Raw genomic sequence first — 24,131 nt, 5'->3', positions numbered from 1 at the left:
CAGATAATTAAGATTTTACTTTAACATTATAGCATAACATACAAAGTTGTATAACTTGCCTAGAAAATATACAGCTGCCTTTAAGGCTTACTTATAAAAGAATGATTCTAATCGTAGATGACACCCCGGAGAACTTGATATCCTTAAAAAAAGTTCTTGAAAAACATGATTTTGAAGTTGATACCGCCTCTTCGGGAGAAGAAGCACTGCGAAAGGTACTCCGAAATGAATATGTTTTAATCATCCTAGACGTACAGATGCCGGGAATGGATGGCTTTGAAGTTGCGGAAGCCATCTCGGGCTATAGCAAAGCAAAAGAAACAGCCATTATCTTCCTGTCGGCTGCAAATACGGAAACCAGGTTTATTACTAAAGGTTATTCCTCAGGTGGATTGGACTACATTACCAAGCCCGTGGATATGAGCGTATTGCTGCTCAAAGTGAAGACTTTTTACCGGATCTATGAACAAAGCAGAAAACTTATTGAAATTCAAACCGCCTTACTTGAGGAAATTGAATATCGTAAGCAGGCGGAATATAAGAAAGATGAGTTCATAAGCATCGCCAGTCATGAGCTTAAAACACCCCTTACCAGCGTAAAGGGTTATGTTCAGCTGCTCGAACGAAGTATCGATAAAGGCGATGTGGATACCGTCAAAAAGCACCTCCATAAGGCGCAGACACAGCTGGAAAAGCTAAACAATCTTATCGCCGACTTACTCGATATCTCCAAGATCGAAAGCGGTAAGCTCAAGTTCAATAAACAAAATTTCTTTATTGGCGACCTCCTCAAGAACATTGTTGAGGTGATGGCGCAGTCCTTCCCGGATTATAAGATCACCGTAAGCGGCGCTGCAGAACATTGCATTTATGGCGATGAGATGCGAATTGAACAGGTGATCATCAACTTCCTGACCAATGCCATCAAGTATTCTCCCGGCACCAGCGAAGTGTTGATCAACGTACGGGAAGAAAACGAACATATCTATGTTGGCGTGCGTGATTACGGCATCGGTATAGCACCGGAACAACAGAAAAACCTGTTCGAGAAGTTCTATCGTGTAGAAGAAACTGCACTTCATTTTCAAGGTTTAGGTATTGGTTTGTATATTTCTGCGGAGATTATAAGAAGGCATGGCGGTAAAGTCGGCGTAGAAAGCACCTTGGGTGAAGGCTCCGAATTTTACTTTGAAATACCTTTAAACGCGCCTTCAGAAATCGAATAATATTTTAAGTTACTATGCAGAAATCACTAAAAAGCAACCTTCAGGTCGGTTTAGGTCTGTCATTATTAATTCTATTTATCACCTCACTCGCTTCTTTTATAAGCATTCGAAATCTGGTTAAAAGCTCTGAACTTGTTGCACATAGCAATGAGGTGATCTTTAAAACCAACCAGATCATTTCACACCTTAAAGATGCAGAAACCGGTCAGCGCGGCTACCTGCTTACAGGCGAACAGGTCTTTCTGGAGCCTACAGTGGGTGCTAAAGCAAAAGCCTTAGACCTGATCAATGAGGTTGCTGCAGAAACAAAAGACAATCAATTTCAGCAAAAGAACCTCGAAAAGCTGCATCGCATTGTAGACCGCAGGTTGGATATGATCTTGCGCCTTGTTGATGTAAGGACAAAGGGTGGCGACATCAGCGTGAATGCCTTACTTGAAGGCAAGGATCTGATGGATGAAGCCAGGTCGATTATAACGATGATGCAGACCGAAGAAAATAAGATCCTGCAGTCACGTACGGAAGAACTGAACAGGTTTGCTGGTTATACACCAATCCTGATCATCATTGCGGCGATCATCTCTATCTTCATCACCATATACTTCTACCGTAAGGTCTATAAAGACTTTTACGCCAAAATGGAGTTGCAGCGGGCGCTGGAAGAGAAGAACAGGGAAGTTGATTACCGCATCGGGGTTATCAGAGACCTCGCCAGTCAGATTTCTGCAGGTAACTATGACATCCGCCTGGACGATCAGCAGACCGACGGACTGGGCAGCCTTACCGGGCACTTGAATGCCATGGCAGAGTCGCTGAAGAAATCTTTCAGCTTACTAGAGGAGAAAGAATGGCAACAGGCTGGAATCGCGACCTTGAATGATAAAATGGTTGGAGAGAAAACTGTAGCCCAGTTAACCAGTGACGTTCTTGAAAATATCGTTGAACATACCGACAGTCAGGTTGCCGCTTTTTACCTGCTTGAAGACAAGGAATTACACCTGGTAAGCAGCTTTGCACTAGAGGGCGGGCATGCTAAAAACAGGGTTAAGATTGGTGAAGGCCTGGTTGGCCAGGTGGCTGATTCTGGCAAGCTGATGGTGTTAAACGATATCCCTCAGGATGAGCTGACCATTAGCTACACATCAGGTGAAACTGCTGCAAGAAATGTGGTTGCCGTTCCGGTGTATCGCGACAGAGCACTGATCGGGGTCATGGAATTCGGCTCCTTAACCACTTATACACCGCAACATCTGGCCTTCCTACGCGAGGTGTCACATAACATTGGTGTTGCCATCCATGTTTCACAGAACAGGAAAAAGCTGCAGGAATTCCTGGAGGAAACGCAGGCACAAGCCGAAGAACTGCAGGCACAACATAGCGAGCTGGAGGGCTTGAACGCTGAGCTGGAAGCACAGTCTCAGAAAATCCAAACTTCAGAAGAAGAACTGCGCGTGCAGCAGGAAGAGTTGCTGCAAAGCAATCAGGAACTCGAAGAACGCACCAGTTTACTGGAAGAGAAGAACCAGATGATACAGGAGCGTAACCGCGACATTCAACTGAAAGCAGAGCAACTGGAACAGAGCACCAAGTACAAATCTGAGTTCCTGGCCAACATGTCGCACGAGTTGCGTACGCCGCTGAACTCCATTTTGCTACTGTCCAAACTGATGTCAGAGAACAATGATCTGGATAAGGAATACATTGAGTATGCGGAAGTTATCCAGAGCTCTGGTCAGGGGCTGTTAGGCTTGATCGACGAAATACTCGATCTTTCAAAGATCGAAGCCGGCAAGATGAAGCTGGAATTCTCGGAGGTGAACATTGGCGAAGTTGCCACGGATATGCGTTCCTTGTTCAACCCATTGGCTAAGAATAAGCAGCTGCAGTTGCTCATCGAGCTAGATGAGGATGTTAAAACGCTGAACACCGATAAGATGCGTTTGGAGCAAGTGCTGAAAAACCTGCTTTCCAATGCCATCAAATTCACCACAGCGGGTGAGGTGCGCCTGAGTGTTTCAAAAGATGAACGCGGTCAAAACATCCTGTTTAAAGTTACAGATACCGGGATCGGCATTCCGGAAAATAAGCAAAGCCTGATCTTTGAAGCTTTCCAGCAAGCCGATGGTTCAACCCGCAGAAAATACGGCGGTACCGGCCTTGGATTGTCCATCAGTCGTGAGCTCGCCAAGCTATTAGGGGGTGAAATTGAGCTAACCAGTAAAGAAAACATCGGAAGTGAATTCACACTTTCACTACCAATCGAGCGCGGGACAACAACTGAAGATGCTTCATTCGCCGAACCAGTGGTGGTGAAACAGGTTTACCCGGAAAAGGTACCTGAACCGCTGCCGGAGCGTTACACGGTACCAAACATCCCTAAGGATGTAGAGGATGACCGCGACGACATCCAGGAAGGCGATAAGATTATTCTGATTATTGAGGATGATACCAACTTCGCAAAGACCCTGCTGAACTTTACCCGTAAGCGAAGCTACAAGGGCATTGTTGCCGTACGTGGTGACGTAGGTATAGAGCTGGCCAACCATTACAAGCCTCTGGCGATCCTGCTGGATATTCAACTACCGGTAAAAGATGGATGGCAGGTCATGGAAGAGCTGAAGAGCAATCCAGCTACGCGTCCGATCCCAGTGCACATCATGTCTTCCATGGAAGTGAAGAAGGAGAGTCTGTTGCGTGGTGCCATTGATTTCATCAATAAACCCGTAGCACTGGAACATATGAGCCAGATATTCCAGAAACTGGAACATGCGTTAAGCAGGTTTCCTAAAAAGGTGCTTATCGTTGAGGAAAACCGTCAGCATGCCGAAGCGCTGAACTACTTCCTGAGTAACTATAACATCCAGACACAGGTCGCGAACAACGTGACGGAAAGTATTGGTGCCCTAAGTAAGCAGGAAGTGGATTGCGTTATCTTGGATATGGGTGTGCCGGATACCAATGCTTATGATACGCTAGAAACCATCAAGAAAACCAAAGGTCTGGAGAACCTGCCAATCATCATTTTCACCGGTAAGAACCTGTCGAAAGGTGAAGAAGCCCGCATCAAACAGTATGCAGACTCTATTGTAGTAAAAACCGCACATTCTTACCAGCGTATTCTGGATGAAGCAGGCTTATTCCTGCACCTGGTAGAAGAACATGCTGCTGGCACTAAGCCAGGTAAAACACTACCTGAACGTTTCGGTGGATTATACGAGGTACTGAACAATAAGACGGTGCTGATTGCGGATGATGATGTACGTAACATCTTTTCACTAACCAAAGCATTGGAACAGCACAAGATGAAAGTGCTTGCCGCTACAGACGGAAAAGAGGCCTTGCAGGTGCTTAAAGAGAACCCGCTGGTTGATATTGTCCTAATGGATATGATGATGCCGGAAATGGACGGATATGAGACCACCAAGCAAATCCGTAAGATTCCTGCGTACAAACAATTGCCAATTTTAGCTGTTACAGCCAAAGCGATGATGGGAGACCGGGAGAAATGTATTGCTGCCGGCGCTTCGGATTATATCTCGAAGCCGGTGGATGTGGACCAACTGACCTCATTGCTGAGGGTATGGTTGTATGACAAAGTTTAATGATCGCTTTCAATATGGCTAAGGATAAGATTTTAATCGTAGATGATGATAACAGGAACATTTTTGCCCTCTCAGCGGTGCTGAAGGCGAGGAAGTATCGCTGCGTCTCCGCGACCAGCGGAGAGGAGGGATTGGCCCTGTTAAAACAAGATAAAGAGATTGGCATTGTGTTGATGGACATGATGATGCCAGGCATGGATGGTTATCAGGCCATTGCCGAGATAAATGCTGATGAAGAACTTAAAGCTGTACCTGTAATTGCGGTTACTGCACAAGCCATGCTTGGCGACCGCGAGCGCTGCCTGGAGGCGGGTGCCACAGGATATGTGTCGAAACCTATTAATGTCGATACGCTTACCGCTTTAATCACTAAATACATCTAATTTGGAAGGTACTGTAATTACAGAAGATCAGATCGACATACTGCTGGCAGATTTGCTGGAGCGGTATGGTTACGACTTCACGGGCTACTCGAGAGCTTCATTAAAACGTCGTATCCATCGCTTATACAGCATAGACAAAGCCTTAAGTTTTGCCGAATTCAGGTTTAAAATTGCGAATGATCCGGTATACTTCAAGCGTTTTGTGGAGCAGATCACGGTTAACGTAACCGAGATGTTCCGTGACCCAACATTCTTCAAGACCCTGAGGAACGAGGTGCTGCCGAAACTTGGCACCTACCCATTGATCCGTATTTGGGTGGCAGGCTGTTCTACCGGCGAGGAAGCTTATTCGATCTGCATCCTGTTGCAGGAATTAAACCTGCTGCACAAGTCCTTGGTTTACGCTACAGACCTTAATCCCGCCGTGCTGGAAAAAGCTGCGCAGGGGATGTTCGGCCTTAGCCAGATGAAGCAGTATTCGGAAAACTACATTCTTTCGGGCGGTAGCAAGGACTTCTCCAGCTACTACACGGCGAAGTATTCTTTAGCGAAGTTCAATGATGATCTGCGAAGAAAGATCATCTTTTCTACCCATAACCTGGTTTCTGATCGTTCCTTTAATGAATTTCAGCTGATCTTATGCCGCAATGTACTGATCTATTTTGATCGTGATCTGCAGCACAAAGTGATCAGCCTGTTCGACGACAGTCTTGAGGAGCTGGGCTACCTGGCCTTAGGCAGTAAGGAAACCCTGGAATTTTCTAACGTATCAAAACGGTACCGAAGGTTACCGAATGAGAAAATATGGAGGAAGATGACCTGATGAAAACCTGTGAGGCCCTGATCATTGGCGGCTCTGCGGGGAGCCTGGATGTACTGCTAAAGGTACTGCCGGATTTAAGGCCCGATCTGCCTTTTCCAATCATCATTGTGATCCACCGTAAACATGGCGCAGATTCACTGCTTCCGGAATTGTTGAAGGGCAGGACAACCTTGATTGTAAAAGAAGTTGAGGAGAAAGAACCGATACTTGCAGGTACCATCTACGTTGCTCCATCCGATTACCATCTCCTGATTGAACAGGATCTTACTTTTTCGCTCGACTCCTCAGAGAAGGTTAACTATTCCCGGCCCTCGATAGATGTAACCTTTCAGACCGCTGCAGAGGTGTATGAAGACAAACTGGTTTGTATGTTGCTTTCCGGTTCAAATGCTGATGGGGTGAATGGTTTGAAAGCGGTTAAAGCCTACCGTGGCAGGGCGATTATCCAAAATCCGGCAGATGCACAGGTGCCTTACATGCCTGCGCAAGCCGCACAGAATGTTGTAATTGATGCATCATTAAACATTGAAGATACCGCAAAATTTATAAATTTGTTATCTTAGATTAAATTAACATACATGAGCAAGGCAAAAAAGGTGTTCGTCTTTGACGACAATGTTGACATACTCGATCTATGCACAATCATTCTTGAAGACGCTGGTTACGAAATCAAGACCTCCTCTACATCAAACAATATCATTGACCAGGTTTCATCCTACGTGCCTGATATTATATTCATGGACAACTGGCTTCCGGATGTAGGTGGTATAGATGCGACTAAGGAATTGAAAGCCCACAAGGAGCTTTCCCATATTCCTGTAATCTATTTTTCTGCGAATAATGACGTTAAATCCCTGGCTGAACAGGCCGGCGCGGATGATTATCTTTCCAAGCCATTTGATATCGAAGAATTGGAGAAGATTATAAGTAAGTACTTATAATCCACCCAATACGTCTACACCTTGTTGAAAAACGATATCTACCGGAATTCCCTTCTTATTTAAATTATCCAGGTCCTGCTTAAGTTCGCTGCTGATGACTGCGTTTTCAGCTTGTGCTTTTGCTACAGCCGCGCGATCCCCGTCACCCTGTAAGGTGAGGATCATTTTACTCAGGGCATTCATTGCCTGTTCAAACTTTACATAATCAACTTTGTACGTTCCATTTGCAGTTCTTGTGAAAGCACCTTGTTGCTTAAAGAAGTTAAAGCCCTGCATATTGGCCTGACCATGTGCGCTGGCTGCACCAAAACGAACAGAACGTAATAAGCCGGCCATGTAGGTCGTGTAATACGCCTTAATATCGCCCTGCAGCTCGCCTGCTTTAAGCATGTTGGTTACCATGTAAAGTCCTAAAACATCTGCTTTACCTTCTTCCAGCCAGGAAAACTGCTCTTTCAGCGCATCTTTAACCAGACCTTTACCATTTACAGTCTTTTTAATACCCAATCCATGCGCAACTTCATGGAACATGACATTGGCGAAAAACGCGTCGAAGTTGATGTATTGTTGTTGCTCCTTATCGATCAGTTCGTTAGCGATCGGAACCAGGATCTTGTCGAACTTCGCCTGCATGGCGTTCTTCAACTGCGACCTTCTGGTGCCTTTTTTCTGCTGTATCATCGCGTCATTTGGAAGGTTCACGGCAATCGTTTTAGAACCCGCGTTGCAATCTCCGGCATAAAATACCACATCATAGGCATTAAGCTCCGAATCTACACCTGGTTTTTCCTGTTTATACTTTGCAGGCACCGGTAAGCCTTTCTGAAGCCCTGGAAGCAGGCTTACATATTTGGCCAGCCGTTTACTCCATTCCTTGTCTTTTACAAGCACATAAGCTTCGTATGATGCCCGTGCATTGAAGAGATTATCTTCATAGTTCTCAATCGGACCGATGATGATGTCCAGTCCATTATCTTTCATATCCATCCAGGCCAGGTCGCTGGCGGTATAATCATCCGAGGTAAGTGCATCTGCACGCAGGTTCAGGTACTTTTTCAGACCTTCATCTTCCGCAATCAGCGCCGCTTGTTTCAGCAGGCTCGAAGCGCGCTGTAACTGGGTTGCAAAAAGCTCGTGATAAGGAACGGTCATCAGTTTGCCGGTCGAATCTCTTTGAACAACACTGTACTGCCCATACTTATCCTTCAAGTCTGATTTTTCAAGCTCTTCCTTGGTCATGTCTGCCGGGTAAAATGTTGCTCCCGCTGGTTTCAAACCAATGCCCGCAATAAAGGGTTTATTGTTGTTTAGGCGGTCCCATGGACCATAGTTGATCCGGATAAATTCTTTGGCCCGGTCATCTTTAACCGCATTCAAAAGGCTGTCTCTTTGCGGATAAGTCTGCAACCAGAAAAGCTCGTCCATAATCTGAGCAGCCTGGATCAGCAATGGCAGCATTTTACGTTCCGCGGTGCTCAGCTGATTAAGGTTCGTTGTCAGTTTAACCGTTTCATAGGTCTTTATTCTGTCATTTACGTATTCCTGTAAGCTGTCTGGCAGTACAACAGTATTCGTCTTTTTTTCTGTATTACTGGCCGTATTGGTGCAGGAATGAAGGCTAGCTGCCAATGCGCAGCCGGTTAGAAATAAGGTTGTTTTATTAAATAATTTCATTCAATATAATTTCAAACGATTGGAGGGTCAAAACTACTAAATATTAGGCTTCTATAAAGAATCGCGATCCTGTTGGCTGCATTGGCGAATAAATCCTAATTTCACACTTTTGAAATCCAACATGTTCAGACCTTACAAACTCCTCTCTTTAATGCTTGCTGCAATTGCTTTTTCGGCATGTTCAAGCAATAAATACGCCGCAACGAATAAGATTTACAAACAGCAGGCAGAAAATTTCGCCAACAACATCAAAGCGATGCCCCCTCAAGGACAGTTCATTGATTCGCTTAGACCAGAAGTACAGTCCTTTATTGGCTCGGTGAACTTCGGCATCCGTAAGCCGAACTTTGTGGTAATACACCATACGGCACAAAATTCCCTTGATCAGACCATTAAAACCTTTACGCTTGCCAGGACGGGCGTTAGCGCGCACTACGTGGTGAGCCGCGATGGAAAAGTGGTACAGATGGTGAATGATTACCTGCGTTCTCAGCATGCCGGCTTGGGCAAATGGGGGAATGATACAGATCTGAACTCTTCCTCCATCGGGATAGAGCTGGATAATAATGGCTCGGAAGCCTATTCCACGGCCCAGATCAATAGCCTTCTGGGTTTATTGGCTACTTTGAAAAAGAAATACAACATTCCAAGGGCAAACTTTATTGGTCATGCGGACCTGGCTCCAAAGCGGAAGCCCGATCCAAACAACTTTCCCTGGAAAACACTTGCCGACCGTGGCTTCGGACTCTGGTACGACCAGGTGTTAAAGATGCCACCACCGGAGTTTGATCCACTTGTGGCTTTAAGAATTATCGGTTATGATATCAGTAACGTCGGCGCAGCAGTAACTGCTTTCAAAAGACATTTTCTGCCCACAGAAACCGGGCCTACCATTACACCAGGTGTTAGGCTGGTGTTGTATAACCTGTACCCTAAATACATGTAACAGCCACGAATTGCCTTTTGGGCAAATGTTATACAGCCTGTCTCATCCTGAATGAAGACAGGCTTTTTTGTACGTAGACATTGCTGCGGCAACGCAGTGCCGGCAGGTTCGGATCAACCGAAGGTCTGAGGCACATCACACGCACACCAAACACACAGCTGTGTGCGTTTGGTGTGCACTTGGTGTGCGCTTGATGTGGGTCAGGTGTGCGTTTGATCCGATGCTTCCGCAATACTGGGTCAAGCTTCCTGGGCGGAATACCTGCAAGGCATCAGACAGTTCCCGGACATGGAATCACCAGGATTCGGGCATAAAAAAAGAGGATGCTCAATTGCTGAGACATCCTCTTGGAATGATATGTATTTAAGGCTTTGCCTTTATTTCTTTGCCTTCGCCCAGGCGTCTTTCAAGCCCACGGTCTGGTTAAATACCAGCTTTTCCGCTGTCGAGTCTTTATCAAGGGTGTAATAGCCCTTACGGATAAACTGATATCTGGTGTCAGCAGTAGCACTCGCCAGATAAGGTTCAATATATGCTTCTTGAATGACCTTAATGCTGTCAGGGTTCAGATAATCTTTAAAGTCGCCTTCTTCGCTGTCAGGAGATTCTACGCTGAACAAGCGATCGTATATCCTAATTTCCGCCGTTTTAGCATGTTGTGCACTTACCCAGTGGATCGTGCCTTTTACATTGATGCCGCTGCTGTCTTCACCGCTTTTGGACTCTGGAATGTAGCTACAATGGATTTCGGTTACGTTACCATTTTCATCTTTCACAAAGCTATCGCACTTTACGATGTAAGCGAATTTTAAACGTACCATGGCGCCAGGCGCTAACCTGAACCACTTCTTGGCAGGCTCTTCCATAAAGTCTTCACGTTCGATCCACAGCGCTTTGCTGAAAGGAATTTCACGTGTTCCGCCTTTATCCTCCGCTTCCGGATTATTCTCGCCGATGAGAACCTCCCCATTACCTTCAGGATAGTTGGTGATCACCATCTTGATTGGATCCAGCACAGCCATCACGCGATTAGCCGTTTTATTCAGGTGCTCACGGACACAGAATTCCAGCAAGCTAAGCTCGATCAGGTTTTCTCTTTTCGCAACCCCGATACGGTCGCAGAACTCACGGATACTTTCCGGGGTGTAACCGCGTCGTCTCAAACCGCTGATCGTTGGCATCCTTGGATCATCCCAGCCACTTACCACACCTTCATTAACCAATTGCAGCAGTTTACGCTTGCTCATAACCGTATAGGTCAGGTTCAAACGTGCAAACTCATACTGATGTGAAGGGAAGATGTTCAGTTTTTCAATGAACCAGTCGTACAATTCACGGTGTGAAACGTACTCCAGGGTACAAAGGGAGTGGGTAATGCTTTCAATGCTGTCACTTTGGCCATGCGCAAAATCGTACATCGGGTAAATGCACCATTTGTTACCGGTACGGTGGTGTTCCGCATGTTTAATGCGATACATGATCGGGTCGCGCATCAGCATGTTCGGACTGGCCATATCGATCTTTGCGCGTAAAGTGCAGGCACCGTCCGGAAACTCAGCGTTTTTCATGCGGTTAAAAAGATCCAGGTTCTCTTCCACAGAACGAGAACGGTAAGGGCTATCCTTACCAGGCTCTGTAGGTGTGCCTTTTGCCTGTGCGATTTCTTCCGCAGTGCTGTGGTCTACGTATGCCAGGCCGGCCTCAATCAGCGTTACCGCAAATTGGAAAAGCTGGTCGAAGTAATCTGAGGTATATAATTCATTTTTCCATTCAAAACCAAGCCATTTGATGTCAGCCTGCTGGCTGTCTACGTACTCGGTTTTTTCAGTTACTGGATTGGTATCGTCGAAACGTAGATTGGTGTAACCGCCATATTTTTTTGTAAGTCCGAAGTTCAAACAAATCGCTTTGGCATGTCCTATATGTAAATACCCATTTGGCTCCGGAGGGAAACGGGTGATCAGGGTCTCGTATTTTCCGCTTTGTAAATCGTTTTCAATGATTTCCTCAATAAAATTCAATGATCTTTCTTCACTCATAAAAACTGTTAATTTTTCTCCAAAGTTAATATAAAACCGCTAATTTACTTACTTTTACCACCCGCTATCTTAACTATTTATGAGTAAAACCTTGAACAGGCCAATCCGTGTTTTAGTGGCAAAAGTAGGGCTGGACGGCCACGATCGTGGTGCTAAAGTGATCGCTACCGCACTCCGCGATGCGGGCATGGAGGTCATTTACACCGGCCTGCGACAAACCCCTGAGATGGTCGTAAATGCGGCTTTGCAGGAAGACGTTGATGCCATCGGGATCTCTATCCTTTCCGGTGCGCACATGACCGTCTTTCCGAAAATGATGGACATTATGAAACAAAAGGGGCTGGAAAATGTACTGGTAACCGGAGGCGGCATCATACCGGAAGCGGATATGCTAAAACTTAAACAGATCGGGGTAGGCGAGTTATTTGCGCCAGGAACCTCCATGCAAACCATTACCGAATATATTACCAACTGGGTAACCGAAAACCGAAACTTCTAACATGGAATATCAAAATCTTCTTACCGAAATCAAAGACAACATCCTGTATGTAACCATCAACAGGCCACTAAAGATGAATGCTTTGAACCGTGAAACGTTGAAAGAGCTTGCAGATGTGGTGATCTACGCGAACACCACCCCGGAGGTACTTGGCGTGTTGCTTACCGGTGCTGGCGAAAAGGCCTTTGTAGCGGGTGCGGATATTTCCGAGTTTGCCGACTTTGACGTTACGCAAGGTGAACAGCTTGCCAGAGATGGCCAGACTGCAGTTTTCAATGCCATCGAGCGGAGCACAAAACCTTTCGTTGCTGCCATCAATGGCTTTGCACTGGGTGGTGGACTGGAACTGGCCATGGCCTGTCACCTTCGAATTGCTGTTGAAGGCGCAAAGTTAGGTCTGCCGGAAGTTACCTTAGGACTTATCCCGGGGTATGGTGGCACACAACGCCTAACGCAGTTGGTGGGTAAAGGAAGGGCTTTTGAAATGATTGCTACAGCAGATATGATCACCGCACAGAAAGCTGCTCAGATTGGCCTGGTTAATGAGGTGGTGCCCGCCGGGGAACTCATTTCTACAGCCGAACGTATGCTGGGCAGGATCAAACAACGTGCTCCACTAGCCATAGCCCATGCAATTGCTGCGGTAAATGCAGCCGTAGATGTGGATGTAAACGGCTTTGATGTTGAAATTAAGGCCTTTGCAGCTTGTTTCGGTACGGTGGACTTCAAAGAAGGCGTTTCTGCCTTCCTGGAGAAACGGTCGCCACAGTTTTCAGGTAATTAACCCGGAGCTCCGGTGTAGCTTTACCTGAACTGTAGAAAATATTTCCCATTAACAATTTTTGCTTATCTTTACTTTTGTATTTAACGGGCTCTTGTAAGCATATGAAAAAGATCTTAATAATTGACGATGAGGTAAATATAGGTGTACTGCTTTCCAAATTTTTAACGAAAAACGGATTTGTAGTAGATGCTGTTACCTCGGGTGCTTCAGCGCTTGATCATCTTACCAGCAGACAGTACGATCTGGTACTTTGCGATTATCGGTTGGATGATACGGATGGACGTGAATTATTAATAAAGATCAAAGCTAAATATCCACAAACCTGTGTAATTATCATCACCGGTTACTCGGATGTAAAAATTGCTGTAGAGCTGATTAAATTGGGTGCCTTTGATTATATCACCAAGCCGCTTTATCCGGACGAGATCCTCGCTACCATAAATAAAGCCCTGGAAACACAAAATGCTCTTGCAGGTACGCAAAATGCAGAACCGCAGAAAGATAAACAACCATACAATCAGGATGCAAACTTCGTAGCCGGGCAAAGCCAGGCATCAAGGGATCTGTTAAGACAGATTGAACTGGTTGCACCAACTTCATACAGTGTGATCCTTACCGGCGAAAGCGGTACCGGAAAAGAGTCGGTGGCCAAGGCCATTCACATGAACAGCCCAAGAAAGGATATGCCTTTTATCGCCATGGATTGTGGCTCGCTCACGAAAGAACTTGCGGGCAGTGAGTTTTTCGGGCACGAGAAAGGGTCTTTTACCGGAGCACTTTATACCAAAATCGGGCACTTCGAAATGGCTAATGGTGGTACTCTATTTCTGGATGAGGTGGGTAATTTGTCTTATGATATACAAGCGGCCTTATTACGTACGGTTCAGGAGCGTAAGATCAAACGGATTGGTAGCACCAAAGAGATTGACCTCGATGTACGCATTATTGTAGCAACCAATGAAAACCTGTCTGTAGCCATTCAGAAGGGTAAGTTCAGGGAAGATCTTTATCACCGTTTTAATGAGTTCTCGATCAGTTTGCCGCCTTTAAGCCAACGTGGCAAGGATATTCTTGTTTTTGCGCACACTTTTCTGAAGCTTGCAAACAAAGAACTGAATAAAGATGTTCAATCATTTTCAACGGAAGTTGAGGAGTGTTTTCTAACCTATAACTGGCCAGGCAATGTCAGGGAGTTGAAAAACGTGATCAGACGTGCAGCCTTGCTCGCGGAAGGTACCGAGATTCAGCTTAAAGCTTTGCCGCTGGAGATTTCAACTTATGCCAAAAGCGCGGTTATTGAAACCAGTATTCAAAGAACGGAACGCCCTAGGGATTTGAAGAATGCAGCTTTTGAAGCGGAATATGCTGCAATACTGGCGGTGTTGCGTGAAGTGAACTTCAATAAAACAAAGGCCGCTAAGATCTTAAATATAGACCGGAAAACACTTTATAATAAAATGAAAGCAATCAATCTGGATACCTAAACTTGTATGTCCCTATTTACCTATAAACAGCGTAATAATATAAATCTTGTCATTATTGTCGCTCTGGGGGGACTAATTGCATATTCACTTCTCGGGATATTCAGCTCCATATTAGGCACTCTGGTGCTTTATACCATACTCCGGCCGGTGTACCTGTACCTAGTTCAGGATCATCACCTCAATAAGCGCTTTGCGGCCATTCTACTGCTTTTTACCTCCATTGTGCTCATTGTACTCCCCTTCTATGGTTTGAGTAATATGGTCATCACGAAGATTCATGAGCTGCAGGGCGATCAGATCTATTACAAAAACCTTTTCTACAAAATCCAGCATCTGGTACCCGTAGGCGGTGATGCCGAACGTTTAATCAGTGAAGGATTAAGAAAGGCGGGCACCTGGGCCACAGAGCTCTTTCCCTCGCTCATTTCGGGCGCTTTCAACATCGTTTTAGGCCTGCTACTCATGTATTTCCTGCTATACTTCATGCTGGTAGAACATGAGCGTTTTGAAGCCGCTATGCTCAAGTATGCGCCTTTTCGTGAGCAGAACGCACTACGCTTTGCGGAAGAAATGAAGAACACCACCTTCGCCAATGTGGTGGGACAGGGTTTGATTTGCCTGGTGCAGGGTTCATTGGTCAGCCTTTCTTTCTTTGTACTCGGCTTCAGCGATCCCTTTTTCTGGGGTGTTATTACCACCTTTATTTGTTTTGTTCCTGTACTTGGTCCACCGATCATCTTTGTGCCTGCTGCAATAATGCAGATCGTCAATGGCAATGAATTTGGGGGTTATGCCATGCTCATCTTCGGCTTTGTTGTGATCATCAACATCGACAATGTACTGCGTTTTCTTATCGCGAAAAGAGTCGGAAACATCCATCCGATCATTACGGTCATCGGTGTAGTCATTGGAATCCCGCTTTTTGGTATATTGGGCCTGGTCTTTGGTCCACTGTTGTTATCGTACTTTATCCTTGTGGTTAAAATATACGAAACGAGTGCCCTGGCCTCCGATAGAATGGAAAGAATTAAAACAATTTCAGAAACTCAAGAGTTATAGTCTTTGATAAACAAACAATTTAAAATTTACGGTTATGAATGATAGTTCAAAAGTATTATTAGGGCTTTTAGCAGGTTTGGCAGCTGGTGCAGCATTAGGTTTATTATTTGCGCCAGAGGCTGGTTCGGAAACGCGTGAGCGATTGGGACAGTCTTTTAAAGATCTGAGCGATACCATTAAAGAGAAAGCTGCTGAAGAGCTGGACCACCTAAGCAGCCTTAAAGATAAGGTCGTAGACTCCGTGAAAGGCAAAATGAACAATGATGACGAGTATGCCGACGAATTAGACATTGCTTAGTACTTCTTAACCTTACAACGATGCAGGAAAATCAAGAAAAAACGCTGGAAGAACTTTATGCTGACGCGAAAGTTTATCTGGAAACCCGGGTGGAGTATACCCGTTTTTATCTCTTAGAAAAAACATCAAAGCTCGTTGCAGATATCATCACCAATACTTTCATGATCATCTGCTTTATCCTGGCTTTTCTTTTTGCTATAATCACCCTGGCACTATTCTTATCTGAATTGATCGGCAGTTATGCAGCAGGATTCGGAATAGTGACTTTGCTTCTGGTTTTGATTGCAGTAGTTGTAATGCTTGCGAAAGAGAAGGTAGAAACAGCAGTCATAAACATTGCTATAAAAAAGTATTTCACCAAACTAGCGGACAAGGAAGATGAGGAGAAAGTATAACATCAAGAACGCAGAAGAGCTTCAGGCAGCAATAAGCGGCCTTAAAGCGGAATATACCATGCAGGAGGAGCGATTGGTCTCTGATGCCAAGGTATACGTTAAACAATATTCTTTTAAAAATCTGACTAAAAAGTACCTCACACCATCTACCTTCCGTAAGGCTGATGATCAGCTGAATATCAGTAGTAGGGTGATGTCGTTTTTACTTCCGGTATTGATGAACAACACCTTGTTCAGGGGCTCCGGATTTATCACCAAAACCCTTGTAGGTTTAGCAACCAGTAAGGTTGGTAAATCGCTGGATGCAGAACACCTCAGCGGGATCTTCAGCAATGTTAAATCATGGTTTGGTGGTGCCAAAAAGAAAATCGCAGCGAAGCGGCAGGTTGGTTATGTGGATTACGGCATTCCACCTGATAGCGAAACATATTAATACATGAAAAAAGGAGCTTAGAGCTCCTTTTTTTATGTTGATTATTTTAAATCTGTTTTGATTCTCAGTTCCTTGAGCTGTTTATCATCGATTGTCGATGGACTGTCGATCATTACATCACGGCCGGAGTTGTTTTTCGGGAATGCGATGACATCACGGATGGTATCCAGACCAGCGAAGATGGAGCACAACCTGTCAAATCCGAAAGCAATACCACCGTGTGGAGGTGCGCCGAACTCGAAGGCATCCATTAGGAAGCCAAACTGCTTTTGTGCTTCTTCTTTGGTAAATCCAAGGTGTTTAAACATCAATGCCTGCAGGGTCCTGTCGTGAATACGGATAGATCCACCACCAATCTCGGTACCATTTACAACCATATCATAGGCATTTGCACGCACATCACCAGGGTTGGTGTCTAAAAGCGCGATATCCTCGGGTTTTGGAGAGGTAAAAGGATGGTGCATGGCATGGTAGCGCTCAGTTTCTTCATCCCATTCCAATAGTGGGAAATCAAGTACCCATAGGGCGCTGAAGGTGTTTTTATCACGGAGACCAAGTCTGGTACCCATTTCTAAGCGCAGTTCATTCAGCTGTTTACGAACTTTATCTTTAACACCGGCGAGGATCAGGATTAAATCACCTGGCGCTGAGTTAAATGCTGCAGCCCATTTCTTCAACTCCTCTTCGTTATAGAACTTGTCTACAGAAGATTTGATGGAACCATCTTCATTGTGTCTGTAGTAGATCAGGCCGGTAGCGCCAATCTGCGGACGTTTGATGAACTCTGTAAGTTCGTCAAGCTGTTTACGGGTATAGTGTGCTGCACCCTTGGCGTTGATGCCCACAACAAGCTCTGCCTGTTCAAACACGGGGAAGTTATGGCCCTTAACAAGGTCGTTCAGTTCAACGAACTTCATGTCAAAGCGGGTATCTGGTTTATCTGAACCATACAAGCGCATTGCATCCGCATATTGCATTCTAGGAACTTCAGGAAGGTCAATGCCTTTGATATCTTTGAATAAGGTACGGATCAGGCCTTCGAAAGTATTCAGGATATCTTCCTGCTCGATGAAGGACATCTCACAGTCGATCTGGGTAAATTCAGGCTGTCTGTCGGCACGTAGATCCTCATCACGGAAGCATTTTACGATCTGGAAGTAGCGGTCGAAGCCCGATACCATCAACAGCTGTTTGAACGTTTGTGGGGATTGTGGCAAAGCATAAAACTCACCGGCGTTCATTCTGCTTGGCACAACGAAATCTCTTGCACCTTCAGGGGTAGATTTGATCAATACCGGTGTTTCAACCTCAATGAAGTCTAAGGCATCCAGATATCTTCTTACGGCTTGAGCCATCTTGTGGCGCAACACCATGTTATTTCTAACCGGATTTCTGCGTAAATCCAGGTAACGGTATTTCATTCTTAGATCGTCGCCACCGTCGGTCTCATCATCGATCAAAAATGGTGGGATCTTCGAGGCGTTCAGGACTTCCAAAGCTGTGATCTTGATCTCTATTTCGCCAGTAGGGATTTTAAGGTTTTTATTGGAACGCTCAACTACAGTACCGGTAGCCTGAATCACGAATTCCCGGCCAAGTGTACGTGCTGTCTCGCAAAGTTCCTGATTATCATCCATATTGAAAACCAACTGGGTGATTCCGTAACGGTCACGGATATCAATAAACGTCATTCCGCCCAGGTCTCTGGATTTCTGCACCCATCCGCATAATGTTACACTTTCACCGATGTTCTGAATGTTCAATGCGCCGCAAGTCGTTGTTCTTAGCATTTTTTATCGTATTAAGCTGCAAAAATATTCATTTTGAGCCATATATCACTGCCAATCTCTATTTTAAGGACTTGCAGCACTGATTTCTGTACTTTCAAAAGACATCGTTTTGCTGCTATAGCGGGAAATTCTGAAATAAATCTGCGGCACATGCAACATTTGTAAAATCCGGTAGTCTTTTAATCAGAATTGAGATGGAGGAGATTGGGCAGCAAACCTTAAACTGGATAACCGGATATTACTTTGGAAGCGGTATACATAGACAAACATGTTTCTTTGATCAACGAATGCAGGCAGGGCAGCCGGCAGGCACAATTTGAGATTTACAAGTTGTACGCCAAAGCCATGTTCAATATAGCCTTCCGCATTCTGAATCACCATGGGGAGGCTGAAGATGTACTGCAGGAGTCTTTTCTGGACGCGTTTATGCGTGTTAAAGAGTTCCGCGCTGAAACCACCTTCGGATTGTGGCTGAAGCAGATCGTGATCAACAAATCGATCACCTGTCTGCGCAAGCGAAAGATGGACCTGGTGCCGGTTGATGAAATTGATATCGCGGAACCTGTGGAAGATGATCATCAGGATCTTCAGTTACAGGTAGATCTGGTTAAAAAAGCAATCGCCTTGCTACCGGATGGGTATCGGCTGGTGTTAACCCTCTATCTGTTTGAAGGTTATGATCATGAGGAAATTGCACATATTTTGAACATCTCAGAAAATACATCACGCACGCAATATATGCGGGCAAAACAAAGATTACATCGCTTACTAGAAAAGAAAGGAGAAAAGGATGAGCAGAGAAATTGAAGATTTTATCAGGAACAATAAGTCCGCTTTTGACACGGAAACGCCGGGAGAGCACCTATGGTTCAAAATGGAGCAGCAGTTAAAAAAGGCCGAGCAAAAGCGGCCGAACAATCGCTTATGGATTAGCATTGCAGCTTCCTTACTGGTGGTCTTCAGCATCGGGTACATGTACACGCAAAAAGGACAGCATAGCAGTACCCTGGCGCAGGTGAACCCTGGTCAGGCGCAGAAACAAGTGCGGTTTACCAGTTTGATCGAGAAGAAAACAGACAGCTTACAGGTGTACGCTGCAGAAAATCCAGAGCTCTATCAGAAGTTCAGTACAGACCTGGAGCGCATTCAGGCCGACTATGACCTGCTAAAGCAGGATCTGGCAAAGAGTCCCAATCAGGAGTTTATCATCCGGGCGATGGAGAAGAACCTGGAACTTCAGTTACAAGTTGTTTCGCAACAGCTCCAAATTATAAATCAAGTCAGACAAGTAAAAAAAGATAACCAACTATGAAAAACTTCCTTGTAACGCTCGCAGCAATTAGCTTGGGAACCATTGCTGTCGCTCAAAAGATACCGGCAGCACCGCAATATTCTGCATTAAAAAGCACAGTACTAACTGCACCAGCAGCACCAGCAGCACCATCAATGCCAGCTATGGATGCTAGCATGGCTACGCCGGCGATCCCCGAATTGCCAGCTATACCTGAAACACCTTCCTTAGAAAACTACAGCCCAAGCAACGATTCAGAGGATGATGGGCTGACAAAAACCTTCAGCAAAACCTTCTCTGCAGCTGCGTCTGATAAGATCAGCGTTAACAATCAGTTCGGTTCCATCACCATAAAGACCTGGGACCGGAAGGAAGTGAAGGCAGATGTTACCATCAGTGCTTACAGCAATAATGCCGGGGAACAACAGAAGCTCTTAGATGACACCCACATAGAGGCGGAGAAATCAGGCGATCAGATCAGCTTCAAAACGCAAATGAACACCAACCGTAATGGTAACTGGGGTAACGGCACCAGAAATGGGAAGAAATGGCGTAGAGAAGTGCGGGTAAACTATACACTTTATGTTCCCTCAAGCAATCCGCTAAACTTATCACAGCAGTATGGAAATGTTGAGCTTGGTAGCCATGCAGGGCCTGTTAATGCTAAAGTACAGTACGGCAATTTCAACGCCCAAAAGCTAAGCAGTGCCAATAACAACCTCAATGTGCAATATGGTAAAATGACGGTACAGGACCTGAATAATGGTAATCTTAAGCAGCAGTACGGGGGAGGAATAACTTTAGGCAGCGCCAGAGACATCAACGTGAGTGCGCAATATTCGAATGTGACGATTGAAAGGCTAACTGGAGAGGGTATTTTAAGCGTGCAATATAACAAGCTTAGAATTGGCGAGGTGGCTGAGAGTTCAAAGGTGCTGACCATTAACGCTCAATACGGTGGGGTCGACGTTGGTTTTAGTGATGGCTACAAGGGCCGAATGGATGTAAGAACCAGCTATGGCGGCTTCAAGTTTGGCGCAGGGGTATCTGCGAAAGTTGAAGGCGAGGATGAAGGCCGTGTTTCCTTTTCAAAGAGTTATACAGGAAGCATCAATGGCGGCGGCAGTGGTCAGGTGAGTGTTAAATCTTCTTACGGCTCTGTTACCTTCCGATAAAAATAACTACAGCAATTCAGGGGTTTTTAAAACTCTAGCATAAAGAAGCTTGTTGATCATTCAGCAAGCTTTTTTCATATCTTAGCAACAAATATCGACAACCCTATGGAACTCTTAAGTAATCCGGAAGCCTGGATCTCCCTCATCACCTTAACCCTTCTTGAAATTGTACTTGGTATTGATAACATCATCTTTATCTCTATTCTTTCTTCTAAACTGCCGCAAAATGTGCAGAAGAAGGCCAGACAATGGGGACTGGGCCTTGCGATGATTACCAGAGTGTTACTGTTGCTATCCCTAAGCTGGGTGATGACCTTAACTTCTCCTTTGTTCAACATTGGCGAATGGATCAGTGTCGATAATGAAGAATGGTTAAGTAAACTGGCCATTTCCGGACGCGACCTGATTCTGATTGTCGGCGGACTATTCCTGATCTACAAGAGTACCCATGAGATACACCTCAAACTGGAAGGGGAGGAAGATGAAACCGGAAACCCTAAAGTGCACACCTTTGCAGGTGTACTGATTCAGATCTTACTCCTTGATATCGTGTTCTCCCTGGATTCCGTAATTACTGCCGTAGGTATGGCCGATCACGTGGAGATCATGATTGCTGCCGTAATAATCGCCGTGCTGATCATGATGGTTTCCGCAAATGCGATCAGTAATTTTGTAAACAACCACCCAACGGTAAAGATGCTGGCGCTGTCATTCCTGCTACTGATTGGCGTTTCCTTGCTCGCAGAAGGGTTGGATCAACATATTCCTAAAGGATACATCTACTTCGCAATGGCCTTCTCTATCCTGGTAGAAATGCTGAACTTAAAGATGCGCGGCAAGGAACGGAAACCTGTAGAACTTAGAGATACGCCGAAAGAAGATCAGGTTTAGTACTTTTGTACATGATTTCTTTTTATGAAGCCTTCTTGGCTGAACTTGCTATCCACAGGATTGGAAACAAATCCCAGGACGAATTCTACGTGCTTTCTGATCAGTCGCTGCACATTCAGGACAACCTGCTGAAGAACCTGTTGCTTCAGTATTTTCTGAGTCCATACCAGAAGGTGAATGAAATATACCGGTTCACACACCCAAACAATGATCTGAACCTGAATGAGGTTTACCATTTCGCAGAAGCGATATTCGCAGATGGCTCAACCTTCCATGAGAATAGTCAGCAGCTGGCAAAATACCTGTATGAAGTATCTGGTCACCCGAAGATCAAGTCCGGGGAGTTGTACGTAGCGTATTTTGAAAACGTTCAGATTGAAGGTGAACTGCTGGATGCGATCGGTATCTTCAAGTCCGAAACCAAGGAGACATACCTGAAGGTCTACCCTGAGCAGGCAGGTTTCAACTTAAGTTACGAGGAGGATGCCATCAACATCACCAAACTCGATAAAGGCTGCCTGATCTTCAATACCGATAAAGAAGAAGGTTTCAAAGTGGCTGTAATTGATCAAACCAACAGGACTGCAGAAGCCGTTTACTGGAAGGATGAGTTCCTCAAGTTAAAGGTGCGCAATGATAACTACAACCAAACCAACAACGTATTGGGGGTTTACAAGAGCTTCGTAACAGAAAAGCTGGACGAAGAATTTGAGATGACCAAGGCAGATAAGATTGACCTGCTGAACAAATCCATGAAGTACTTCAAAGAGAAAGAAAGCTTTGATCTGGATGAGTTTGCCAACGAGGTGATCGCCAATGAAGACGGTATTGAATCCTTTAAGAACTTTAAGAAGAGCTACGAAGAGGAATTCGATACGGCTATTCCAGACAGCTTTGATATCAATACAGCCGCCGTTAAAAAGCAGGCAAGGGTATTTAAAAGCATCATTAAGCTCGACAGGAACTTCCACATCTATATTCATGGGGATAAAGAACTCATTGAGAAAGGCTTTGATGAGGATAAATCCATGAACTATTACAAAGTGTATTTCAAAGAGGAAGCTTAAGCTGTTCGTTTCTTCAGCTTATTGCAAAAGCCCTTAAAGTAAAAAGCCTGCGTGTCAATTAAAGGAACACGCAGGCTTTTTACAATCTATGGTGTATTACAGCACTCTTAAAAGCAAGCCTTTCAAATACTCACCTTCTGGGAAGGAGATCCTTACCGGATGATCTTCAGGCTGGCTAAATTGCTTCACAATCTGGATTTCCTTACCTGCATCTAATGCCGCCCAGGCGATGATCTGCTTGAAGGTTTCGATATCTACTGCGCCAGAGCAGGAGAAGGTAGCCAGCAGGCCTCCACTTTCCAGTAAACCCATGCCATGGCGATTTAAGTCTTTATAGGCGCGAGCAGCACGATCCAATGCAGAACGTGATGGCGCATATTTTGGTGGATCCAAAACAATCACATCGAACTTCCTGCCTTCTTCTTTAAAAGCACGTAGTTGCTTATTTACGTCAGATTGAACCACGGTGCTTTGTGCTTTGTCAAAGCCATTCAAATCAATGTTCTGCTGCAATGTTTCCAATGCCAGTGCAGAGCTATCTACACTCGTTACATGTGTTGCACCTGCTTTTAAACTGTTTAAAGAAAAACCCCCGCTGTATGAGAAACAATCCAGCACCGATTTACCGGCAGTGTATGCTGCTAAGATCTGACGGTTATCCCGTTGATCGCAATAAAAGCCCGACTTCTGTCCGCCTGCAATGTTGATGTGGTATAGGATTCCATTCTCTTTTACTTCCAGGAATTCTGGTGGCTGCTCACCCCAAAGCAAGCCGTTGGCCACTTCCAGGTCTTCATGGCCACGTGCAGTCGCATCGCTTTTATCAAAAATCCCTTTTGGCTGTAACTCTTCACGCAGGATGCTGATGATCTCTTCTTTGGCATTTTCAATACCTGCGCTTAGGATTTGCAGGGAAAGAAAGTCCGCATAGCGATCTACAATGAGTCCCGGAAGGAAGTCTGCCTCGGAGAATACCAGGCGGCAGGTATTGGTATCCCCATGCTGTAGCACATGTGCCCGCGACGCAATAGCGGTGCGGATCTTTTGCTGGTACCAGTCGCGGTCAATGGTTTTCGTTTCATCCCATTCCAGCATACGCACGGCAACACGACTCTTTTCGTTGAAATAACCATAAGCCAGGAACGCTTTATCTGCAGCCAATACGCGCACCACTTCCCCGTTTGCCGGACTACCTTTTATGCGATCCAAAGCACCGGAGAATATCCATGGATGTCTTTGCAGCGCTGCTTTTTCTTTTCCTTTTTTCAGTATTACTTCAACCATGCCGCAAAGTTACTAAAAGCAAAAACACCAATACCTTTCTGCATGAT

Annotated in this window: 23 protein-coding genes; 19 read left to right on the top strand and 4 right to left on the bottom strand. The window is 45.2% G+C overall.

From position 1 onward, the window contains the following. The first annotated feature begins 101 nt into the window (after positions 1–101). Genes AC5WJX_RS01945 through AC5WJX_RS01920 form a run of 6 tightly spaced genes read left to right on the top strand, consistent with a single transcriptional unit; the run spans position 102 to position 6,975 of the window. Positions 102–1,226, top strand: a complete 1,125-nt coding sequence (locus tag AC5WJX_RS01945) for a hybrid sensor histidine kinase/response regulator (RefSeq protein WP_494483133.1) — start codon at positions 102–104, stop codon at positions 1,224–1,226. 14 nt (positions 1,227–1,240) lie between these two features. Continuing rightward, positions 1,241–4,828 carry a response regulator gene (locus AC5WJX_RS01940; RefSeq protein WP_494483132.1) on the top strand — a complete coding sequence of 1,196 codons (3,588 nt, stop codon included), beginning with the start codon at positions 1,241–1,243 and terminating at the stop codon, positions 4,826–4,828. 14 nt (positions 4,829–4,842) lie between these two features. Beyond that, positions 4,843–5,211: a response regulator gene (locus AC5WJX_RS01935; protein ID WP_440428988.1), complete on the top strand. Its 369-nt coding sequence runs from the start codon at positions 4,843–4,845 to the stop codon at positions 5,209–5,211. 1 nt (position 5,212) lies between these two features. After that, a complete protein-coding gene (locus AC5WJX_RS01930; protein ID WP_440428814.1) occupies positions 5,213–6,034 on the top strand; it encodes a CheR family methyltransferase in 822 nt (273 codons plus the stop codon). Further along, entirely contained in the window at positions 6,016–6,597 is a 582-nt protein-coding gene (locus tag AC5WJX_RS01925; protein WP_440428815.1) for a chemotaxis protein CheB, read from the top strand. Before AC5WJX_RS01930 ends, AC5WJX_RS01925 begins: the two co-directional genes overlap by 19 nt. Before the next feature lie 15 nt (positions 6,598–6,612). Further along, on the top strand, positions 6,613–6,975 hold the full coding sequence (locus AC5WJX_RS01920; RefSeq protein ID WP_440428816.1) for a response regulator: 363 nt from the start codon (positions 6,613–6,615) through the stop codon (positions 6,973–6,975). Here the strand turns inward: AC5WJX_RS01920 and AC5WJX_RS01915 are convergent. Further along, positions 6,970–8,649, bottom strand: a complete 1,680-nt coding sequence (locus tag AC5WJX_RS01915) for a DUF8614 domain-containing protein (RefSeq protein WP_494483131.1) — start codon at positions 8,647–8,649, stop codon at positions 6,970–6,972. The two genes, AC5WJX_RS01920 and AC5WJX_RS01915, sit on opposite strands and share 6 nt — an antisense overlap. 121 nt (positions 8,650–8,770) lie before the next feature. Between AC5WJX_RS01915 and AC5WJX_RS01910 the strand changes: the two genes are divergently transcribed. Then, positions 8,771–9,595 (top strand): N-acetylmuramoyl-L-alanine amidase, encoded by an 825-nt coding sequence (locus tag AC5WJX_RS01910; protein ID WP_494483317.1) that lies wholly within the window; start codon positions 8,771–8,773, stop codon positions 9,593–9,595. 377 nt (positions 9,596–9,972) lie between these two features. Here AC5WJX_RS01910 and AC5WJX_RS01905 read toward each other — a convergent pair whose 3' ends face one another. Further along, positions 9,973–11,634 carry a glutamine--tRNA ligase/YqeY domain fusion protein gene (locus AC5WJX_RS01905; RefSeq protein WP_494483130.1) on the bottom strand — a complete coding sequence of 554 codons (1,662 nt, stop codon included), beginning with the start codon at positions 11,632–11,634 and terminating at the stop codon, positions 9,973–9,975. Positions 11,635–11,713: 79 nt separating this feature from the next. On the opposite strand from AC5WJX_RS01905, the gene AC5WJX_RS01900 reads away from it, so the two are divergent. From AC5WJX_RS01900 to AC5WJX_RS01870, 7 genes are all read left to right on the top strand, one after another. Beyond that, complete coding sequence (locus AC5WJX_RS01900) at positions 11,714–12,133, top strand: cobalamin B12-binding domain-containing protein (RefSeq protein WP_494483129.1); 420 nt, start codon at positions 11,714–11,716, stop codon at positions 12,131–12,133. A 1-nt stretch (position 12,134) separates the two neighbouring features. Beyond that, a complete protein-coding gene (locus AC5WJX_RS01895) occupies positions 12,135–12,917 on the top strand; it encodes an enoyl-CoA hydratase/isomerase family protein (protein ID WP_494483128.1) in 783 nt (260 codons plus the stop codon). 101 nt (positions 12,918–13,018) lie between these two features. Next, positions 13,019–14,401 carry a sigma-54-dependent transcriptional regulator gene (locus tag AC5WJX_RS01890; RefSeq protein WP_494483127.1) on the top strand — a complete coding sequence of 461 codons (1,383 nt, stop codon included), beginning with the start codon at positions 13,019–13,021 and terminating at the stop codon, positions 14,399–14,401. 6 nt (positions 14,402–14,407) lie between these two features. Then, the gene (locus AC5WJX_RS01885; protein WP_494483126.1) at positions 14,408–15,460 is read left to right on the top strand and encodes an AI-2E family transporter; all 1,053 of its coding nucleotides are present in this window, start codon (positions 14,408–14,410) and stop codon (positions 15,458–15,460) included. A 34-nt stretch (positions 15,461–15,494) separates the two neighbouring features. Continuing rightward, complete coding sequence (locus tag AC5WJX_RS01880) at positions 15,495–15,758, top strand: YtxH domain-containing protein (protein WP_494483125.1); 264 nt, start codon at positions 15,495–15,497, stop codon at positions 15,756–15,758. Positions 15,759–15,778: 20 nt separating this feature from the next. Next, positions 15,779–16,153 carry a phage holin family protein gene (locus AC5WJX_RS01875; RefSeq protein WP_440428827.1) on the top strand — a complete coding sequence of 125 codons (375 nt, stop codon included), beginning with the start codon at positions 15,779–15,781 and terminating at the stop codon, positions 16,151–16,153. Next, on the top strand, positions 16,137–16,586 hold the full coding sequence (locus tag AC5WJX_RS01870; protein WP_440428828.1) for a hypothetical protein: 450 nt from the start codon (positions 16,137–16,139) through the stop codon (positions 16,584–16,586). The genes AC5WJX_RS01875 and AC5WJX_RS01870 overlap by 17 nt, the downstream gene beginning before the upstream one ends. A gap of 41 nt (positions 16,587–16,627) precedes the next feature. Here the strand turns inward: AC5WJX_RS01870 and aspS are convergent, their stop codons facing one another. Then, a complete protein-coding gene (aspS, locus tag AC5WJX_RS01865; RefSeq protein ID WP_494483124.1) occupies positions 16,628–18,376 on the bottom strand; it encodes an aspartate--tRNA ligase in 1,749 nt (582 codons plus the stop codon). A gap of 243 nt (positions 18,377–18,619) precedes the next feature. Between aspS and AC5WJX_RS01860 the strand changes: the two genes are divergently transcribed. The 5 genes from AC5WJX_RS01860 to AC5WJX_RS01840 all read left to right on the top strand — a co-directional run bounded on the left by AC5WJX_RS01860 (position 18,620) and on the right by AC5WJX_RS01840 (position 22,800). After that, on the top strand, positions 18,620–19,183 hold the full coding sequence (locus AC5WJX_RS01860; protein WP_494483123.1) for an RNA polymerase sigma factor: 564 nt from the start codon (positions 18,620–18,622) through the stop codon (positions 19,181–19,183). Continuing rightward, a complete protein-coding gene (locus AC5WJX_RS01855; RefSeq protein ID WP_494483122.1) occupies positions 19,167–19,688 on the top strand; it encodes a hypothetical protein in 522 nt (173 codons plus the stop codon). Before AC5WJX_RS01860 ends, AC5WJX_RS01855 begins: the two co-directional genes overlap by 17 nt. Continuing rightward, positions 19,685–20,842, top strand: a complete 1,158-nt coding sequence (locus AC5WJX_RS01850; protein ID WP_494483121.1) for a DUF4097 family beta strand repeat-containing protein — start codon at positions 19,685–19,687, stop codon at positions 20,840–20,842. Before AC5WJX_RS01855 ends, AC5WJX_RS01850 begins: the two co-directional genes overlap by 4 nt. Before the next feature lie 105 nt (positions 20,843–20,947). Beyond that, complete coding sequence (locus AC5WJX_RS01845; RefSeq protein WP_440428833.1) at positions 20,948–21,733, top strand: TerC family protein; 786 nt, start codon at positions 20,948–20,950, stop codon at positions 21,731–21,733. A gap of 11 nt (positions 21,734–21,744) precedes the next feature. Beyond that, the gene (locus tag AC5WJX_RS01840) at positions 21,745–22,800 is read left to right on the top strand and encodes a nucleoid-associated protein (protein WP_440428834.1); all 1,056 of its coding nucleotides are present in this window, start codon (positions 21,745–21,747) and stop codon (positions 22,798–22,800) included. Positions 22,801–22,896: 96 nt separating this feature from the next. Here AC5WJX_RS01840 and AC5WJX_RS01835 read toward each other — a convergent pair whose 3' ends face one another. Beyond that, positions 22,897–24,084, bottom strand: a complete 1,188-nt coding sequence (locus tag AC5WJX_RS01835) for a class I SAM-dependent rRNA methyltransferase (protein ID WP_494483120.1) — start codon at positions 24,082–24,084, stop codon at positions 22,897–22,899. Positions 24,085–24,131: the final 47 nt, after the last annotated feature.

It is taken from the genome of Pedobacter sp. NEAU-ZC8 (assembly GCF_059278965.1).
This window is presented reverse-complemented; position numbering and strand designations above follow the sequence as displayed.

Bases quoted from the DNA above. Each gene is read 5' to 3' on its own strand.
- AC5WJX_RS01945 (WP_494483133.1), top strand. From the start codon at position 102: ATGATTCTAATCGTAGATGACACCCCGGAGAACTTGATATCCTTAAAA.
- AC5WJX_RS01940 (WP_494483132.1), top strand. From the start codon at position 1,241: ATGCAGAAATCACTAAAAAGCAACCTTCAGGTCGGTTTAGGTCTGTCA.
- AC5WJX_RS01935 (WP_440428988.1), top strand. From the start codon at position 4,843: ATGGCTAAGGATAAGATTTTAATCGTAGATGATGATAACAGGAACATT.
- AC5WJX_RS01925 (WP_440428815.1), top strand. From the start codon at position 6,016: ATGGAGGAAGATGACCTGATGAAAACCTGTGAGGCCCTGATCATTGGC.
- AC5WJX_RS01920 (WP_440428816.1), top strand. From the start codon at position 6,613: ATGAGCAAGGCAAAAAAGGTGTTCGTCTTTGACGACAATGTTGACATA.
- AC5WJX_RS01915 (WP_494483131.1), bottom strand. From the start codon at position 8,649: ATGAAATTATTTAATAAAACAACCTTATTTCTAACCGGCTGCGCATTG.
- AC5WJX_RS01910 (WP_494483317.1), top strand. From the start codon at position 8,771: ATGTTCAGACCTTACAAACTCCTCTCTTTAATGCTTGCTGCAATTGCT.
- AC5WJX_RS01905 (WP_494483130.1), bottom strand. From the start codon at position 11,634: ATGAGTGAAGAAAGATCATTGAATTTTATTGAGGAAATCATTGAAAAC.
- AC5WJX_RS01900 (WP_494483129.1), top strand. From the start codon at position 11,714: ATGAGTAAAACCTTGAACAGGCCAATCCGTGTTTTAGTGGCAAAAGTA.
- AC5WJX_RS01895 (WP_494483128.1), top strand. From the start codon at position 12,135: ATGGAATATCAAAATCTTCTTACCGAAATCAAAGACAACATCCTGTAT.
- AC5WJX_RS01890 (WP_494483127.1), top strand. From the start codon at position 13,019: ATGAAAAAGATCTTAATAATTGACGATGAGGTAAATATAGGTGTACTG.
- AC5WJX_RS01885 (WP_494483126.1), top strand. From the start codon at position 14,408: ATGTCCCTATTTACCTATAAACAGCGTAATAATATAAATCTTGTCATT.
- AC5WJX_RS01880 (WP_494483125.1), top strand. From the start codon at position 15,495: ATGAATGATAGTTCAAAAGTATTATTAGGGCTTTTAGCAGGTTTGGCA.
- AC5WJX_RS01875 (WP_440428827.1), top strand. From the start codon at position 15,779: ATGCAGGAAAATCAAGAAAAAACGCTGGAAGAACTTTATGCTGACGCG.
- AC5WJX_RS01870 (WP_440428828.1), top strand. From the start codon at position 16,137: ATGAGGAGAAAGTATAACATCAAGAACGCAGAAGAGCTTCAGGCAGCA.
- aspS (WP_494483124.1), bottom strand. From the start codon at position 18,376: ATGCTAAGAACAACGACTTGCGGCGCATTGAACATTCAGAACATCGGT.
- AC5WJX_RS01855 (WP_494483122.1), top strand. From the start codon at position 19,167: ATGAGCAGAGAAATTGAAGATTTTATCAGGAACAATAAGTCCGCTTTT.
- AC5WJX_RS01850 (WP_494483121.1), top strand. From the start codon at position 19,685: ATGAAAAACTTCCTTGTAACGCTCGCAGCAATTAGCTTGGGAACCATT.
- AC5WJX_RS01845 (WP_440428833.1), top strand. From the start codon at position 20,948: ATGGAACTCTTAAGTAATCCGGAAGCCTGGATCTCCCTCATCACCTTA.
- AC5WJX_RS01840 (WP_440428834.1), top strand. From the start codon at position 21,745: ATGATTTCTTTTTATGAAGCCTTCTTGGCTGAACTTGCTATCCACAGG.
- AC5WJX_RS01835 (WP_494483120.1), bottom strand. From the start codon at position 24,084: ATGGTTGAAGTAATACTGAAAAAAGGAAAAGAAAAAGCAGCGCTGCAA.